General features: G+C 36.3%; 7 protein-coding genes and 1 pseudogene. 6 read left to right on the top strand and 2 right to left on the bottom strand.

Annotated elements, in window-relative coordinates:
- Positions 1-106 precede the first annotated feature (106 nt).
- The 6 genes and pseudogenes from JST55_15150 (at position 107) to JST55_15125 (ending at position 7154) form a co-directional block, all read left to right on the top strand.
- Positions 107-286: a hypothetical protein gene (locus JST55_15150; GenBank protein ID MBS1494849.1), complete on the top strand. Its 180-nt coding sequence runs from the start codon at positions 107-109 to the stop codon at positions 284-286.
- Between the two features lie 6 nt (positions 287-292).
- Positions 293-1798, top strand: a complete 1506-nt coding sequence (locus tag JST55_15145) for an FAD-dependent oxidoreductase (GenBank protein ID MBS1494848.1) — start codon at positions 293-295, stop codon at positions 1796-1798.
- An 18-nt stretch (positions 1799-1816) separates the two neighbouring features.
- Entirely contained in the window at positions 1817-2587 is a 771-nt protein-coding gene (locus JST55_15140) for a Ku protein (protein MBS1494847.1), read from the top strand.
- Positions 2584-3345 (top strand): 3'-phosphoesterase, encoded by a 762-nt coding sequence (locus tag JST55_15135; GenBank protein ID MBS1494846.1) that lies wholly within the window; start codon positions 2584-2586, stop codon positions 3343-3345. Before JST55_15140 ends, JST55_15135 begins: the two co-directional genes overlap by 4 nt.
- A 38-nt stretch (positions 3346-3383) precedes the next feature.
- A pseudogene (gene ligD / locus JST55_15130) lies at positions 3384-5193 on the top strand (DNA ligase D).
- A gap of 77 nt (positions 5194-5270) precedes the next feature.
- Positions 5271-7154, top strand: coding sequence for a BamA/TamA family outer membrane protein (locus tag JST55_15125; GenBank protein MBS1494845.1), 1884 nt, complete (start codon positions 5271-5273; stop codon positions 7152-7154).
- A 102-nt stretch (positions 7155-7256) separates the two neighbouring features.
- On the opposite strand, the gene JST55_15120 is transcribed toward JST55_15125, so the two are convergent.
- Positions 7257-11777: a translocation/assembly module TamB domain-containing protein gene (locus tag JST55_15120; protein MBS1494844.1), complete on the bottom strand. Its 4521-nt coding sequence runs from the start codon at positions 11775-11777 to the stop codon at positions 7257-7259.
- 226 nt (positions 11778-12003) lie between these two features.
- The gene (locus tag JST55_15115; protein ID MBS1494843.1) at positions 12004-17694 is read right to left on the bottom strand and encodes a T9SS type A sorting domain-containing protein; all 5691 of its coding nucleotides are present in this window, start codon (positions 17692-17694) and stop codon (positions 12004-12006) included.
- Positions 17695-17960: the final 266 nt, after the last annotated feature.

Below are 17960 nucleotides of genomic sequence, written 5' to 3'. Positions count from 1 at the left end.
GTAAGGTTATAAATAAATAAATTGTTTTAACAGAAGGGGAAGGGAGCGAAAATGTTCTTCCCCTTTTTATAATTTAAAAATAAAGTTTAAAAATTAAAAAATAAAAATGGAAAAGAAAAAAGAAGAGAATGAAGAAGTAACGACACATACATCTGACCCGGCAAAGCATCCTAAGGGACAAGCTGACCCAAATGGAAGTGAAACGCAAAGAGATAACAGAGACGATCTCGAAAAAAATTTACATAATGCATCTAAGGACGATAAAGGTCCCGGCGATAATAAATAAAATAGAATGGAACCGACAAATTCAATCTGGAAGTCAACAGTTAGGACGAGGGATTTTACACCTGTAACGAGTGATATCAGCACGGAAGTCTGCATCATCGGCGGCGGCATTACAGGACTTTTAACCGGCTACTTTTTAAGCAAAGAAGGTAAGCAGGTTGTAATAATTGATGATGGCAAAATCGGTGACGGTGAGACGTGCAGAACAACTGCTCACATAACTAATGTTATTGATGACAGATATTATGAAATAGAAAGAATTCATGGCAAGGAAAATGCAAAGCTTGCTGCAGAGAGCCAGACTGCTGCAATAAATGCAATTGAAGAAATTATTAATCATGAAAAAATCGACTGCGATTTTAAAAGAGTTAACGGATATCTTTTATTCAAGCCTGATGAAGATGCAGATGAACTTCAGAAGGAATATGAAGCATGCGTGAGAGCAGGACTGCAAATTGAGATAGCAGAGACTTCTCCTCTGGAATCATTTAATTATCCGTGTTTAAAATTTCCGAATCAGGCAGAGTTTCATCCGCTAAAATTTTTGAACGGATTATGTGAAGTTATTTTAAAGTACGGAGGAAAAATTTATACGAACTCACATGCAGAAGGAATAGAAGAAAACGATGAGGGAGCAAAAATAACGCTTGCGAACAAATCGGTAATTACTGCTAAGAATGTTGTTACTGCAACAAACAGTCCTATCAGTGATTATCTTGCAATACATACAAAGCAGGCTCCGTACAGAACTTATGTAATCGGTTACACAATTCCTGAAAATTATATCGCGGAAGGTTTGTACTGGGATGATGCCGACCCGTATCATTATATAAGAAGATATCACGACGGTGAAGATGAGATTTTAATTGTCGGCGGTGAAGACCATAAGACAGGACAGGAAGATAATCCCGAAGAAAGATTTCAGTGCCTTGATGAATGGGCTTATCAGCATTTCAGTCAGTTAAAGCAAATGAAATATAAGTGGTCGGGACAGGTTATGGAGCCTGTTGACGGACTGAGTTTCATAGGTAAAGATCCCGAAAATGAAAAACATTGTTACATAGCCACGGGTGACTCAGGAATGGGAATGACACACGCCGCTTATGCAGGAATTTTACTTAAGGACATGATTTGCGGATATAAAAATCCATGGGAAGAATTATACAATCCGAAAAGAAAAAGTTTATGGTCGGCCGATGAATTTATAAAAGAAGGCGTGAATGTTGTAGCTCAGTTTGTTGATTACATAACTCCGGGTGATGAAAGTAATGTTAAAGATATAAAGAACGGAGAAGGCGCATTGATTCGTGACGGCTTAAGTAAAATTGCAGTGTACAGGGATGAGAGCGGAACGCTTCATAAATTTTCTGCAGTGTGTCCTCACTTAAAATGTATTGTTCAGTGGAATTCATCAGAGAAAAGTTGGGACTGCCCGTGCCATGGTTCGCGATTTGATAAGATGGGAAATGTTATAAATGGTCCCGCGTTAAGTAATCTTGAAAAAATTAAATAAAATTTAAATACAATTATCATGAAATCTATTTGGAAAGGTTCAATCAGTTTCGGTCTGGTAAATATTCCTGTGAAGATGTACTCAGGAACACAGAGCCATAATCTTGACTTGGACATGTTAAGAAAATCAGACCATTGTCAGGTGAGATTTGCGCGCGTTTGCAGAGACGATGGGAAGGAAATTCCCTATGAAGATATCGTAAAAGGTTATGAATATAAGGAAGGCGATTATGTTATCCTTACCGATAAAGATTTTGAAAGTGCAAACGTTGAGAAAACCCATACGATTGATATAGTTCACTTCGTGGATGAAAAAGGTGTCGATACGGTGTATTATGAAAAGCCGTATTTCCTCGAGCCGGAAAAATCAGGTACAAAACCTTATGCTTTATTGATAGAGGCGATTAAGAAAACCAAGAAGGTTGGCATAGGAAGATTTGTTTTGAAGAACAGGGAGCATATAGGAGTTGTGCGAGTTTACAATGATATTCTAATATTTAATCAGATAAGATTTCAGGATGAACTGCGAAGCCCGAAAGATTTAAAAATTCCTGATAACACAAAAGTCTCTGCAAAAGAAGTTGAACTGGCAGAGTCACTGATAAAGCAATTGAATTACAAATTTAATCCAAAGGATTACAAAGATACTTACATCAGTGAACTGAAAAAAATAATTGAGCAGAAAGCGAAAGGAAAGAAAATAACTCCTAAGGGCAAAGCACCTAAGAATACTACATCTAAAAACTTAATGACGCTGTTAAAGAAAAGCGTTTCAAGAAAAGCAGCATGAGCTTAACAAAATATAATAAGAAGAGAGATTTCAAAAAGACAAAGGAGCCTTCAGGGGCAAAGAAGGCTAAAGCTAAGTCAGATAAGAAGCAGCTGATATTTACTGTACAGAAACATTCGGCATCGCATCTTCATTATGATTTTCGATTGGAGCTTGACGGGGTGTTAAAGAGCTGGGCGGTGCCTAAAGGACCATCGCTTGACCCAAGTGTAAGAAGACTGGCAATGATGGTTGAAGACCATCCTTTTGATTACAAAGATTTCGAAGGAATTATTCCTAAAGGAAATTATGGAGCAGGGCAGGTGATTGTATGGGATAACGGATATTACATTCCGGTAGGAGGAAGCGATGATAAAGAAGAAAATGAAAAGATTATGAACAAAATGTTAAAAAAAGGTGATGTGAAATTTGCGCTGCTGGGAAAAAAACTGAAAGGGGAATTTGCATTGGTGAACATGCGTAAGGATGATAACTCATGGCTTATGATAAAGCATAAGGACGAATACGCAAGTAAAGAAGACTTAACCAAGAAAGATGTTTCTGTGCTTTCAAAGCAGACAATTGAAAGTTTAAAGAAAGCTCAGGCGAAGGAAGAGGGTGTTGAGTATGATGAAGAATCAGAAAAGAAAAAATCCGGAGGGAAAAAATCAGCACCGAAGAAACAGCCAAAGCTGAAATTATTGAAACCAAAGGAAGAAAAAAAATCTACTGCGAAAAAAACTACTAAAGAGAAATCATTAAAGAAAACGAGTAAATGAAAAGCAAAGAATCTCCCTATGCATATAATCTGAAACCTATGCTTGCAACTCTGACCGATAAAGCTTTCGACGGTAAAGACTGGGTATATGAAATTAAGTATGACGGCTACCGGGTGATTTCAAAAATTTTTAAAAAAGATGTTAAGCTGGTTTCAAGAAATTATTTATCGTTCGATGAATTATTCCCGCAGATAAGAAAAGAGTTGAAAAAAGTTAAGCACGATGTAGTGCTTGATGGAGAGGTAGTTGTATTAGATGAAAAAGGAATTCCGGATTTTCAGTTAATCCAGAATTATAAACGAACCCGCGAAGGTAATATCGTGTATTATGTGTTTGATATCCTCTGGTATGGTGATGAAAAAATCGAAGAATATCCTTTGCTGGAACGTAAAGAGTTGTTGAAAAAAGTACTGCCTAAATCAGAACTGATACAATTCAGTGAACATTATGAGCAGCACGGGAAAAAACTATTTAAGGAGGCAGCTAAGCAGGGATTTGAAGGACTTGTTGCAAAAAAAATCGACAGCAAATATTATGAGAATGTGCGCACTAAAGAATGGCTGAAGATAAAAGCTGAGCAAAGACAGGAAGCTGTGATTTGCGGATATACTGAACCGAGAAACTCGCGTAGTTATTTTGGCGCGCTTATACTCGGAGTTTATGAAAAAGGAAAATTAAAATACATTGGGCACACTGGAACGGGATTTGATGAAGAAGGATTAAAAGAGCTTTATAAAAAACTGCAGAAATATGTAAGGGAAACTTCACCGTTTGAAAAAAGAGTGCTGCCGAACAATCCCGTTACATGGGTTGAGCCGAAGGTTGTATGTGAGATAAAATTTTCAAACTGGACCGGTGACAGCATAATGAGGCATCCGGTTTACATGGGATTGCGTGAAGATAAGTCTGCTAAAGAAGTAGTAAAAGAAAAAGCAAAAAAATAATATGGATAAAATTGTAAAAGTAAATAAACGTGAACTTAAGCTGACAAATCTGCAGAAAATTTTCTGGCCTAAGGAGAAATATACAAAAGGAGATTTGCTGGAGTATTATGATAAGATTTCAAAATATATCCTGCCTTATCTCAAAGACAGACCGGAATCTTTGCTGCGCAATCCTAACGGAATAAACGGTCACAGTTTTTTTCAGAAAGATGTGGGAGATATGCCGCCTGACTGGGTTCAGACTGAAGAAATTTTCTCAGAATCAAATGATGAAAATATAAATTATCTAATATGCCAGAATAAGGAAACACTGCTTTATATGGTGAATCTTGGCTGCGTAGAAATCAATCCATGGTTTTCACGAATAAAAAAATTAGATAAACCGGATTTTATCGCAATAGATTTAGATCCGCTTGAAATAGATTTTGAATCAGTAATTGAAACTGCAAAGGCTGTAAAGGAAGTAATTGATAAAGCTAAGGCAAAGGGATATTGCAAGACATCGGGAGCAACAGGGATTCATATTTATATTCCGCTCGGCGCAAAGTATGATTATGAAATTGCAAAGGAATTTGCCCACGTAATTGCGCAGGAAGTTCATGATTTGCTGCCTGATATTACCAGCATAGAACGTATGACTAAGAACAGAAATAAAAAAGTTTACATAGATTTTTTACAAAACAGAAAAGGGCAGACGCTTGCATGTCCTTACAGTGCAAGGCCGAAGTCGGGAGCGACGGTTTCTACTCCGCTTGAATGGAAAGAACTGAAGAAAGGGTTGACTCCTCAGGATTTTAATATTAAAAATATTTTTAAACGTCTCGATAAAAAAGGTGATTTGTTCAAAGGCGCATTAGGAAAGGGTGTGGATATAATGAAATGCATGAAAAATTTAGGAAACTGATAACGGTTTACTGCATACATTAATGAGTTATTTATATATTTTAAAAGTACTACCAATTACTACTTAGTTTATAAAGCATGAGATTTTTTCAAAACAAGTTTTTATTTACATTCCTTTTACTGGCACTTCCGTTTTTATCACTTCACTCACAGGAAATTTTAAAGGTCGGAAAAATAGAGTTCATTCATAAAGATACTTCTTCTATAGAAGATAATGCGCTTGCAGATGTAATAGGTATAAATAAAGTTGATGTATTTACGCGCAGTGTTCTTGGTGAAGATATTTTCAAAATGGAGAAATTTTATTTTGATAACGGATATTTTGAAACAAAGGTTGATACTCTTGTGAAGTATGACTTGGAAGAGAAAGAAGCATTTATACAATTTATTATCAAAGAAGGAAGACATTACAGAATTGATAGTCTGAAATATAACGGTCTTGAAAAAATATCTGCTGAAGCGAGGGCTTCTATGGATAGCATTAAATCTATAAGAAGTAAAAGATATTACAATAAAGTTTTAATTATCCAGCAGACAAACCGCATTGTTGATTTACTGCAGAATATGGGCTACATGAATGCCACAGTAAGGCAGGAGCAGGGGACTATCGTAACAAAACATGATACCTCCTGTACAGTGGATATTTATTTTGAGAATGCTGATACTATTTTTTATTTCGGGAAGACGAAAATAAATATTAACGATAACAAATATGGAGTAGATGAAAAACTGATGTATAAAATGATTGAATACGAAGAAGGTGACAGATACAGTAAGGAAGTAAGGCTTATGACTGAAAGAAATATTTCCAAGTATGCAATTGTACAAAGCGCAAGAGCTGTGGTGGAGAGTATAGAGGGTACTAAGGCGAATTTTACAATTAACATTAATCTGACCAACAGAACAGAGATAACACCTTTCATTACAGGGCAATCAATAGACAATAAATTTTTCTTTGGAGGCGGAGCACAGTATGTAAATAAATATTTCTGGAGCGGCGGTAAGGTATTGAATCTCACTGCAAGCGCACTGGTAAATACATTAGATATAAACCGTTTTGAATTTTCCGCAGGAGTAACACAGCCATATGCTTTCAATAAAAGGTCAACTCTTACAGATAAAATTACCTTGGGATTATATAATCTTGAACAGTTTAGAAATTATTATGCAGGTAACTCAACAATACTTAATTATTTTATTTCAGACCATACATTTTATAACAACGCTTCATTAGAATTAAACGAGGAAATTGTCCGCTTTAAATATTACGATAAGGATTCTACTCTGGATCTTTTTAATTCAGTCCTCAGTCTTACGGTAACACATGATAATACTAATGATGCATTTAACCCGACAAAGGGGCTATATCATTCGGTTATAGTTGGAAGCGCGGGATTAATACCCAAATTAGTTTTGAATGCCTTCAACTGGAATTTAAATTATTCACAATATTTGAAAGCATATACCGCTAACAGATTTTATTTTCAGCTGGGTTCAAAGAAAAGAAGTCCTGTGCTTGCAGCTGCTTTTAAAGTCGGGAGTATTTTTGAATACGGTTCGGGAGATAAATTGGTGCCTGTTCAGACAATCTATAAATTTTTCAGCGGAGGGGGAAGCAGCTTACGAGGATGGAATGCACAGGAAAACGGAATGGTAGATAAACCCGAAGATGGCGGAAATTTTTTATTGGAAGGTAGTTTTGAAATGAGAAAAGATCTGTTCCCACGTTCAAAAGGTTTTCTGAAAAATCTGGGCGCAGTTGTATTTGTGGATTACGGTAACATCTGGAACAAAGCTTCTGATTTTAATTTCAAAGAAATTGCACTGGATATAGGTGCGGGTATAAGATATAATTTATTTATCGGACCGATAAGATTTGATGTGGGGTATAAACTATATGACCCATCGAAAAGAGAATTATCTAAATTCGCTTTTCATTTCGGGATAGGTCAGGCGTTTTAAGTTATGAGTTGTAAGTTATAAGATAGAGTTTTAATTATTGGTATATAAAAAACGCAATATTTAAAAGCATCGCGTTTTTGTTTAACAATATTAAATATTTTTTTAAAATTTAATCTTGTAAATAATTTTTACTCCGGTATTTGTAGATGTTAAGTCACCTCCGATAATCGTATTACTTACTTCCTGACGGAAGAACTGCATTAGAAGTGTTTCAGGCAAATCAAGATTAAACATTTTATTCAGCGGGTACTCGACTACAAAATCAAAGTTTTTTACTTCTTTAAATAATTGTCCACCGACTTTCACTGTAGCATCTCCGAACTCCGATGTCAACTGAACATCTGTATCCTGAACTTTCCCTTCTGTATAATTGAACTCTGCATCTACAAGGAAGGGAAGTACATCGCGGACAGTTGATGATAATATAGATGAAACATAATTTGAGCCAACAGTTGTTCCTACTGTTGTTGCTACTGATTGTCTTTCGGAAGCAGTTAACTCATTTTTAAATTTACCAAAGAGTAAATATGTAATTGCATCACCCTGTGCATCTGAGCTTGAAACTTCGCCTCCGTTTTCAAGAAGCTTTAGTTCAACTGTCGGCTTGCTTACTCTTCCTGTAATTGTTGCCATTACCTGAACTTCACTGTTTGAAGATGCGCCAATCTGATTATTTGCTTTTGTACCTGTGTAAATTGCCTGCAAATTTATTGAAGGATCATCAATGGGTCCGTCAAATGTTACGCTGCTGTTACTGATCTTAAAATTGCGATATAGTTTATAATATGAATTGCCGACTACATCAAGTCTACCATTTGCAACGATGTCTTTGCCCTGAGTTTTCATAGTCAAGTCTGCCTGTACTTCACCGAATAATCTATCCTTTGTAAGATTATTAAAATCAATGGAGACGTAAATAGTTTTAGTTGTCTTAACATTTAAATCAAAATCTATCAGGCTCGTTTTTGAGATGCTGTCTATTGTAACATATTTATATTTTTCAAAAGGATTTACTTTTCTGTAATCTTTTTGAGTGATTGCAATCAAAGAATCTTTTCCTTTTGTTGTATCTACTGCAGCATTTACATAGGTGAATTCATCGGATTCAGTATTATATCCTGAGCCATTCATAGGCACTGAAGAAATTGTTGCATCCTTTACTAAAAACTGTCCGCCGATTTTTAATTTATCAAGACTGCCTTTTACGGTTATTGGCGGAGTGCCGGGACCGCCGAGCAGATAACCATAAACTCCCAAATCATTTCGTTCAACACTCTTATCTATGATAACCATATCACCTGAAGTAGTTAAATCGATATCATTGATTTTCATTCCCGTGAAATCGATTGTGCCACGTAAATCTAGATGACGCGAATCTTCATCTATGTTTGAAACACTTAAGTTATCTATAACTAATTTTGAGTTAGAGGTGCTTGCAGCAAAAGTATAATTATAAGGCATACCTGTTGTGCTTAAGAACATATTGCCTTCAGTTATCTTTAATGAGCCGGTAAGATTCGGAGACGATACAGAACCATCGGCATTTATTTTTCCGTTGAGAAGACCTCTCGCATCTGTAAGTCCGGGAATTAATTTTAGAAAGTACTGCAACTGGAAATCTTTTGAATCAAGTTCAACTTTTACCGGGAGACTTGCAAAGTCTGAAGACGATGTATCGCTACCTAACGGATTTGCATATGGCATATTAGCTTTTACCGTTAATGAACCCTTGCTGTCAGTCGCATTTTTTAACACTGCATTTACATCTGCAATCTGATTCTCGTATTTGAAATCAGCCTTCATGCTGCCGAATAAAGTATCACCATATAACAATGAATCTGAAATTACTCTTCCCGTAATCAGAGGATTTTCTTTATTACCTTTAAAATCAATAACAATCTCTTTGATAGAGCCTCCCAGAGGATTGGGAGATTTTCTTACAATGTTTGTTGTATCAGATGCTTCTATTATTGCGAAGACATCTGAGAGCATTAGATTTTGAGATTCCAGTTTTAAATCACTTGCTCCCTTCAAGGCATAATCACCTTTGATGTCTACAATTGCTCCTCTGCTTTGAACTGCAAACTGTTCAAAGTTTACTTTTTCGTTTGGATAATAATTTACAATCCATGCCTTGTTATTAGTTGCATGATAATTTCCGTAATCCATTTTAATCGTATCTATTATTGTTTTTATTTCAGCAGCGGCTAAATTTATATTTCCGTTCATGTAAACTGAACGCGCAGTATCCTGTCTTGCAAAAAGATTTATCTTTCCTTCGCTGTTTGCAAGATTGAATTTCATTACAAGCGAGTCAATAATATTTTTACCAAATTGTGTTTTATCCCCGGTTGCATTCAGATTTAAGTCCACTGAGTTCAATCCATTATCTGCTGATGCCAAAGCATAATTATTTTTAAAATCTATATCTGAGTTAAAATCCTTCAATAATATTACAGTATCCTCATAAACGAAATTCTTTACGTTCAATTTGGTGAGTGAAGCAAATTGCGAATTTGTATTGGAGATTTTACCGTTAACATTGCCGTCAAACTGTATTCCGAATGGAATTAAAATTTTATTTGCTTTTGCCGAGTCAAGAATTTTTAAATCATAAGCTAAATCAAAATTATCGTTTGAAGTAAACGAAGAATAAGAAACAGGAACAACATTATTCTGATTCAAAGAATCCAAAGCAAGTTTTCTGTTAATCCCTTCGGAGATAACTGTAATATTCTGCATCACAACTTTTGTAATTGAAGCAAAGTTAGTGCTTCCGTTTGCGCTGAACTGAAGAAAGTCCGTCTTCGCATCAATAAAAGCAGTGCTGCCGCCGTTTTTTAAATTTACAGTCAGGGGAGTCTGAGGAATTTCATATTTACCATAGTAAGACTGCTTAATATCAAAATTAAAATTACCGTTAATATTATTTAAGCCCGAGCCTCTGCCGTTAACATCGAATGATAAATTGAGATTACTCTTATCTTCTGATTTTTTTGTCAGTGCAGCAAGGTTGAATCTGCTTACGTTTCCTTTAACATTGTAAACAGGATTTTTCATGTTGGCAATATTCACTCTGCCGGCAGCAGAAACACTTCCCATCGATGAAATATGTCTTACATTAAGTCTAATATTATTTCCGGCTGTGTTAATCTTTCCTGTGGATGAACGTATATCGTATCCTGCGAATGATGAACCCGAAATATTATAATTTACATTTGCATGCATTCTGTTCAGGGCGAAGCCTGTCCCATCGAATGATGTAGTCATATTCAGTCTGCTGTTAAGACTGTTGTCCTTTAATATTTTACCGAGATTAAAATTTGATGTCTGAATTTTACCTGAATAATTTTCTTTGTCCAGATCAAGATTTGCATTTCCATAAACACCGCCTGCATTTGTTGTATTTATATCGAACTTAGAATAAAAATTATGGTAAGTGCCCTTGTATTCAATATTTGCAAAAACCTTTCCTACATCAGCATAATTCTTAATTGCAGAATTATAATATACTGCCAGCACATCCGAAGGAAGTACTGCCATATTATTAACAGTTACATCCATGTACATACTATCTGGAGTATCGAGTTTCTGAACTCTTCCTTTTATATTAAGGTATGAGTCAGGTAGTCTTAGCGTTAAATCATTTATATAAAAATCTCCGTACTTGCCTTTTACATTGAGTGAAAGATTTACTGTGCTATCCAACATATCGACCGTTGGAAGAAAATATCTTAAATCTTTAAAATTAAACTTTTCAATTTTTATATCAGCTTCCAGATTTTTATTTTTTATATTGTTGAATGAATTGCTATCGAACGGGTCAAATCTATTCATTTTAAGCTTATCAAATTTTATGTTTGAGCGGTCAGTTATTAAATTGAAATTCCATAAATCCGTTACCGTGTCTTTTATATTTATCCCGGCATCAAAATTCAAATGTTTAATTTTAAAATCTGAATTTGTGTTGAAGGATAAATTCTTCATGCTGATATTTTTGTAATCTTTGAAGTAATCTACCGTAAATTCTATTTCAAGATTTGCAGCAAGGAAATTATTGAAATCAAACTCCTTCATAAATTTTGGCTGTGCTCCGGGAACCGTAACGGAATCTCCAGACGTTCTGAATGTTCCATTCTCAATTTTAAATTTCTTTATTGAGATGCCCCAGTCAAATGCAGATGTGGAAGTATCGTTAGGTTCAGTTGATGAGCTGAACAGTTTTGTAAAATTCCATACAAGACTATCGGCATCTTTTACTTTAGTTAAATTTATTTTTGGAGAATTTATTGTAAGATAATCCAGGCGGATTTCTTTGTTCAGCAAGCCCCATATATCATACTTTAATGTGATATAATTGAATGTAAGTAATGTATCTTTTTCTGTAATAATTGAACCTTTATTTATTGTTAGTCCTTTGAGAATATTTCCATGGAGTGATTCGATTTGTATGTTTGAGTTCTTTCCCGCCCATGATTCGTTAAGTTTATCTTTGCCGAAATTGAGTGCAATATTATTGAAGGTGTCAGTCTGAATAAAAAAGTAAAGTCCAACAACCAGTACTACAACGAAAATAACTATTCCTAAAAGTATTTTTAAAGCTAGTTTGAGATATTTGTTCATAATTGAATATAGTAATTCTCTTAATAATTAATCAATCATTATGCCAATAAATTCATATTAAAACTTCAATTTTACGGAAATTTGAAACAGGGGAGTGACATTTTATTGATATTCTGCTAAAAATGTCACACTATTTTATAGAGGGATATAAAATAAAAAACCCTTCAGAAAAGCTATCCTGAAGGGTTTCTAAATACATATAAATTAAAAACAAATTTACATCATATTACTTCACAAGTACCATTTTCTTTGTGGAAACAAACTTAGAAGCATTGCCGCCTTCTGCAATAATATTGTAGAAGTAAATACCACTTGCTAAATTTGAACCGTTGAATTGTACTGTGTAATATCCTGCACTCTGCGCTGCATTAACTATCAATGCAACTTCTTTACCGGTCATATCAAATAATTTGATTGATACCTTGCTATCGAACGGCAAATCGTAATTAATCTTTGTTGTAGGATTAAACGGATTTGGATAGTTCTGACTTAAATCAAATTTAGAAGGTACACCTACGTTGACTTCATTGGCCAGATTATAATAATTATAGTTTCCATTGAAATCAATTTGTTTCAGTCTGTAGTTGTAATTTCCGGTTTGCAAGTTCAAATCCGTGAAGCTATAGTTATGAGCAGTATTGGAAGTTCCATTTCCTGTAACTCTACCAACTTTAGTCCAGGTTTGTGAAGATGAAAGCTTTCTTTCTATATCAAAGCCGCTGTTATTTTGTTCTGAAACAGTTGTCCATTTTAAATCAACATTTCTTCTGTCAACAACAGATGAGAAAGAAGATAATTCAACAGGCAAAGGATTATCTTTATCTGTTAAAGCAAAAGTTGAGAACGAGCCTAACCCTAAAACGGTAATTGATTTACCGGCATAGTTTAGATTGGATTGTCCAGCTCCTGTACCCGGCTGATAATCAGTCCATGATACTCCGTCATATTTTGCCAGTATAAGATTCGTGCTAGGTGAATTTATAGTACCTGTCTGACTGTCATCGAAATAAATAGTTATATCATAAGTTGCTCCGCCTGACGGCTGAACATCAGGTGTGAGACTCCATGTTCCGTAACCGTATAATGCAGAGCCCGGAGGATTTGGAGGTGTTTGTCCTGAATTATAAACCGCTGTTAAGGTTCCCGGAAGCGTTCCGGCAGGACCCCAGGTGATAGATGCAAAAGTTCTTCCGAATATGGAATAGGTAGTAGTGTTTCCTAAACCAATAGTTCCTGTTTGTGTTGCATTAGGTGCTGAAACAGAAGGTATAACATTGAATGCTCCGATATCACAGACACCATTAGATGTAGTAGGTCTGGGATTTCCTAAGTAGTCATCAGTAACAAGTCCGTTAACTCCGGTTCCGTTTACAACCCAGCAGTTAACATTTGTTGCATCAACGTCACCCGATGTTGCACTTAGATAAGCAGGGTCTCCGCTAACAGAGTGTGCATCTTTCAAAGTTACAGCTGCATAAGCTGCAACCGATGTATAGTTTGTGGAAACTACGTATGCAACTCCTTTAATTCCTGAACCTGATGCATTGCAATAATAATTGTTATTATCTTCAGCTTCTAATTGAGAAACACCACTTTGTAAAAATATACATGTAGTGCCTAATCCTGTTGCTCCAAGAAGTCCAAGATTATTTACAATATTATTGTTTCTTATATCTGCTGTAGTGCCGGTACCAAGTGTAATACCGTATGACATTGCACCGGTCTGGTTTAGAGTGTTTCCGTTAAAATTAATCGAGTTGTTATATAATTTTAATCCTGTCTGTGTTGAGAATGCATATATTCCATGAGTATTATCTCCGAGCGTGGTATTTACCCAGCCGTCACCTGATAAATCACAGAACTGATTATTTCTTACTGTTATATTTGCTCCTGTCACTCCTGTGCTTACCTGAATACCATGGCAGCCGTATCCGCCTGTACCTGTATATTTCAGAGTTCCTACATAGTTTCTTTCAGCTATGGAATTTGACATTCCTGTTGCAAACCATATTCCGTTGTCATCTTCAGCGCTTGTTCCGTCAAAATTCTGAAATACGTTTTGAGATACCAATGCGCCGTTAAGTTGCTGCATATATAGACCCGTGAATCTTATTGAATTAGCTCCTGAGGTAATTAAGCTGTTTCCTATTACTGAAGCAAAGGATGTACTTAATGGGTTTCCGATTATATACATTCCAATATATGCTTTTTGAATACTGTTGTTCTGAATAGTAATATTTGAAAAATATCCTGCAGTACCTAAAGTTGCATCACTTACTACTACTGCAGTACTGGTGTTAAGTCCGTTTATAATATTACAGTTTTTCAGTGTAACGTTATCAAGATATGTTGTTCCTGTCGATGCAAAATGAATCACACTCGGTCCTGTAGCTGATATATTGGTAATCGTCATATCCTTTGTTGTGCCGCCAACAGTGTTTGAGCCATCAATAATGACATAATTATTTAATACCTTTATTAAACCTGCAGAGTTTAATGTACCTGAAATAGTAGGGGATACACCTAATGCGGGTTTTAAAGTTACTGTTGCTGAAGCCGATGGTGTCGGCGCACCTCCTGAAATATTAAACGACAATGGATATGTTTCAGTCGGATATGAAGCATCTGTCAATGAAAATGTTGTGTTTCCGGTAACACCTCTTAGATTGAGATCTGTCAATGCTGCAGTAATTGTTGTATAGACTCCAACCAAATCACTTGATAGACCGTATTGTGTTCTATCAGCCTGTGTTATTGAATAATATTTTGCACCTGCATATTCACTGCCATTTAGCATAAGTACAGAATATTTTTCATCAACAGTTACTCTCTGTGTTCCTTTAGAAGGAGCATTTAAAGATGCAGATGTGGGTTCAGGTCCGGTTGATTTTTGAACAACTGAATTATCTTCAGTTATTGGTACTTCCTGCACTACTTTTCTGGTTCTTTCTTCTGTATAAAGATTTAATCCTGAAAGTTTATTGAACAAAGCAAGACCAACAGTGTATGTACCTGAAAGAGGTGCTCCAATTATATAATAAAAATTTGGAGTTGTTGGGGCAGAAGTTATTGAACCGACACCTGTACCGGTAAAACCTGTTGATGGATTGGAAGATACGTATGGAGTCGGCAGCACAATATCCTGTGCAACAACAAAGTACTGAATTATATCTCCGCCTGTAACTGAGCCTCCGAAAATTATAGAGTTATCAATCGTGAAATCAAAAGGTGAAGAGGCATTTGATGCCTGTACCCATTTCCATCCGTTATCGCCTGATGTATTGCCGCCAAATGTATTTGCATCTGTTGACTTTTTATAATAAACTCTTGGATTTGTACCCGGAGTAACGTTTACTCCTGTAAGATCTGTAATTGTTGCAAAGCCCGTTAAAGTGCGGTTTGATGTTGATGCTGTATTTGTAATATTTGTATATAAAATATTCGGACCTGAAATATCAATCGGCACCATATCAGATTCGCCTGCGCCGAAGTCAGGAGCAATACCTCCTCCGTTTACTGCGCCCGGTTTAGGTCTTGCAAAGCCGTCGATATCTGTTGTTACTGTTGTAATTGTTGTAGCACCTGATTCTAACAGCGTGGCTGTCAGACCCATGTTATATCTTAAATTCCCGGATGATAAATTTGTATATGTAATTGAAATACCTGAAAGACTGTTTGCATCACCGGCTGATGCTGTTCTCCAGCCTGCCAGTGTCTGGTCACCTGTCCAGTAACCTACAGAAGATGCTGAAGCTGAATTTAGAACATTGTAGTTGGAAGCAGTTCCTGACCATCCTGTTGCGCTTGATGTTACTGCGCCATAGTTGTTTGCAATTGCATAGTGCTTTCCTGTACCGCCCGTTCTTGAGTTATCAAAAACGTTATTGAAAATAATTACTCCGGCAGTACGGGCTGTTGCAGAAAAATCTGTTCTTGCCAGACCAAAGCTTGGCTGTGCGCCGCTGGTTACAGTTCCTTCAATATGAATTGTATTATAAAATATATTGCTTACGGGGTCAGGTGTTGAACCGTGATTAAGCATAATACCAAGGAATGCTGTGTTAGTTGTCTGGCCAACTCCTAATGTAACCATGTTGTTTGAAATAGTATCGGAAGCATTTCCTGAACGGATAATTATACCTCCCGCCACACCGGGGGCAGTAGCTGTTGTTGATGTACTGGCATTACTTAGTCCGTAAACAATATTTTTTGTTATCTTTGTTGAAACACCATTTGCGCTGACAATACCGCCGACAGTGTAACCGCCTGTTCCCGTATTCGTATTTCCAATATTGTAAACTGTATTTCCGGATATAACACTTCCGCTTCCTCCGCCAAGAATTATACCGCCGGCACCTACCTGACCGTTTGTATAAGTAGCAAGTGTGGAATTTGTATAAATATTATAAACAGTATTGCCTGTAATTGTATAAGGTGCAGTAGCTGTAGTTCCGGTCCAAAAACCTCTTGCATAACTTGTGGCACCGGTACCATATGATACTAAATTCTGGATTGTATTATTTGTAATGGTTGAACTTGTTGGCTGAGATGTCATGTTAATACCGGATGCAATTGAGCTGCCTGTTGTAAGAGCGGTTGTACCGGCTCTCATGTTTTCTGCAGTTGAGTTTCCGATTGTGTTTCCCGTAATTGTCATAGAAGCAGAAACGCCGGAAACGTTAATACCCGAAACACCTCCTGCAACAGCCGCAGTAATACCTGAAGATGTGAATCCGCCAATAATATTATTCTGTATAAGAATTGTTCCTGTTGAGGAACTGTTAATACCTACAATCATTCCCTGAGTAGTTGTAGGAACTGCAGTAATAAGTCCTGTTCCTGATGAACCTCCGATGGTATTAGGAGTAACATTTCCTATGTTAACATTCCCTGCAGTTACGTTAATACCGCAGATAACTCCGTTTGTTGTTGCTGCACCGCTGGAAGTTGCAAGGCTGATTGCAGTTATTGTATTTCCTTGTACTGAAGATGTTGCAACTGTGGTACTAACCGCAAGGTTAATACCTATAAATCTTGTTGCAATAGTTCCTGCCATAGTATATGTTCCTGTTCCTGCGGAAGAAGAATATCCGATAGTGTTACCCGTGATGGTATATCCTGAACCTGCACTTGCTGCTATACCGTTGTGTATATTTGCCGTTGTATAGGTACATGTAGTTGTCTGAAATAATTTATTATTTGTTATTGTCCATCCTGATGTACCTGTGGACATAAAAATACCGCTTGATAAAAGTGATGCACTGAAGTAATCCTGAATATTGTTACCTGAAATAATGTTGCCTGAGTTATCAATAGCTGCGCTTGTTCCTAATGAATAGATGTCATTGACAGGTAAGATTCCTCCTGCTCCGCCAATAGTTGAGTTGCTGATTGTATTGTTATCATTACCCGTGGTAGTTCCTGTGCTGAAAAGAACAACGCCGTTTGCAGCAGTACTGGATGAACCGCTGAGAGTACAATTGGTAATTGTATTGTTACTTGCATCTGCAATGTAGCGAATACATCCGGAGGCTCCATTAGATGTATTTGAAATAGTAAGAGTATTACCACCGGTGTTTAAACCGTCGATTGTAACATTATCTGCTCCATTCAAATCGATTAAGTAGCCCGTCACTGCTCCTGTGATTAACCTGGCAGCCCCGCCGGTAGGAGAGATTGTAATTGATGTATAAGAAGCAGCTCCGCTTCCGCTTGCATTTAGAACTGCAGATGCTGTTTCTACAGTGCTTCCGTTGATGCTTACAACAATTGCACCGGTGTGAGTCCCGGCATTGATGGCATCAAATGCATCTTTTAATGTAGAATAAGGAGTTCCTGAAATATCAACTTGTGCATAAGACTTTAAGCTGAAAATCCCAAGAAGCAGAACAAAAAGAAGAGTAATTTTCTTTGTCATACAGTTTTTCTTTAGAGGTTAAAAATATATTGTTAAATTTCCTTAGTATGAAAATTTGGTAGTTTATAGCAAACAGATTACATTATCAAAGAAATCAGATTGACATTTAAAATATCAAAACCTAAAATTGATTACATATAATTGTTTCCTGTTAACTTTGCCTGAAGTGGAATGTGAATTTGGCTAGGTGACAGGGGAAATAGAAAATTTTATTTCGCCTCGTTATATGACATGTAGAACCGGAATGGAACTACGTTTTAATTTAT

The sequence above is a fragment of the Bacteroidota bacterium genome, from assembly GCA_018266835.1.
GTDB lineage: Bacteria > Bacteroidota > Ignavibacteria > Tepidaquicellales > Tepidaquicellaceae > JAFDZO01.
The sequence above is the reverse complement of the archived record's forward strand: the minus strand, read 5'-3'. Positions and strand labels throughout refer to the sequence as shown.

Excerpts from the sequence above, each read along its gene's own strand:
- JST55_15120 (MBS1494844.1), bottom strand. The coding sequence starts at position 11,777 with ATGAACAAATATCTCAAACTAGCTTTAAAAATACTTTTAGGAATAGTT.
- JST55_15140 (MBS1494847.1), top strand. The coding sequence starts at position 1,817 with ATGAAATCTATTTGGAAAGGTTCAATCAGTTTCGGTCTGGTAAATATT.
- JST55_15135 (MBS1494846.1), top strand. The coding sequence starts at position 2,584 with ATGAGCTTAACAAAATATAATAAGAAGAGAGATTTCAAAAAGACAAAG.
- JST55_15145 (MBS1494848.1), top strand. The coding sequence starts at position 293 with ATGGAACCGACAAATTCAATCTGGAAGTCAACAGTTAGGACGAGGGAT.
- JST55_15125 (MBS1494845.1), top strand. The coding sequence starts at position 5,271 with ATGAGATTTTTTCAAAACAAGTTTTTATTTACATTCCTTTTACTGGCA.
- JST55_15115 (MBS1494843.1), bottom strand. The coding sequence starts at position 17,694 with ATGACAAAGAAAATTACTCTTCTTTTTGTTCTGCTTCTTGGGATTTTC.
- JST55_15150 (MBS1494849.1), top strand. The coding sequence starts at position 107 with ATGGAAAAGAAAAAAGAAGAGAATGAAGAAGTAACGACACATACATCT.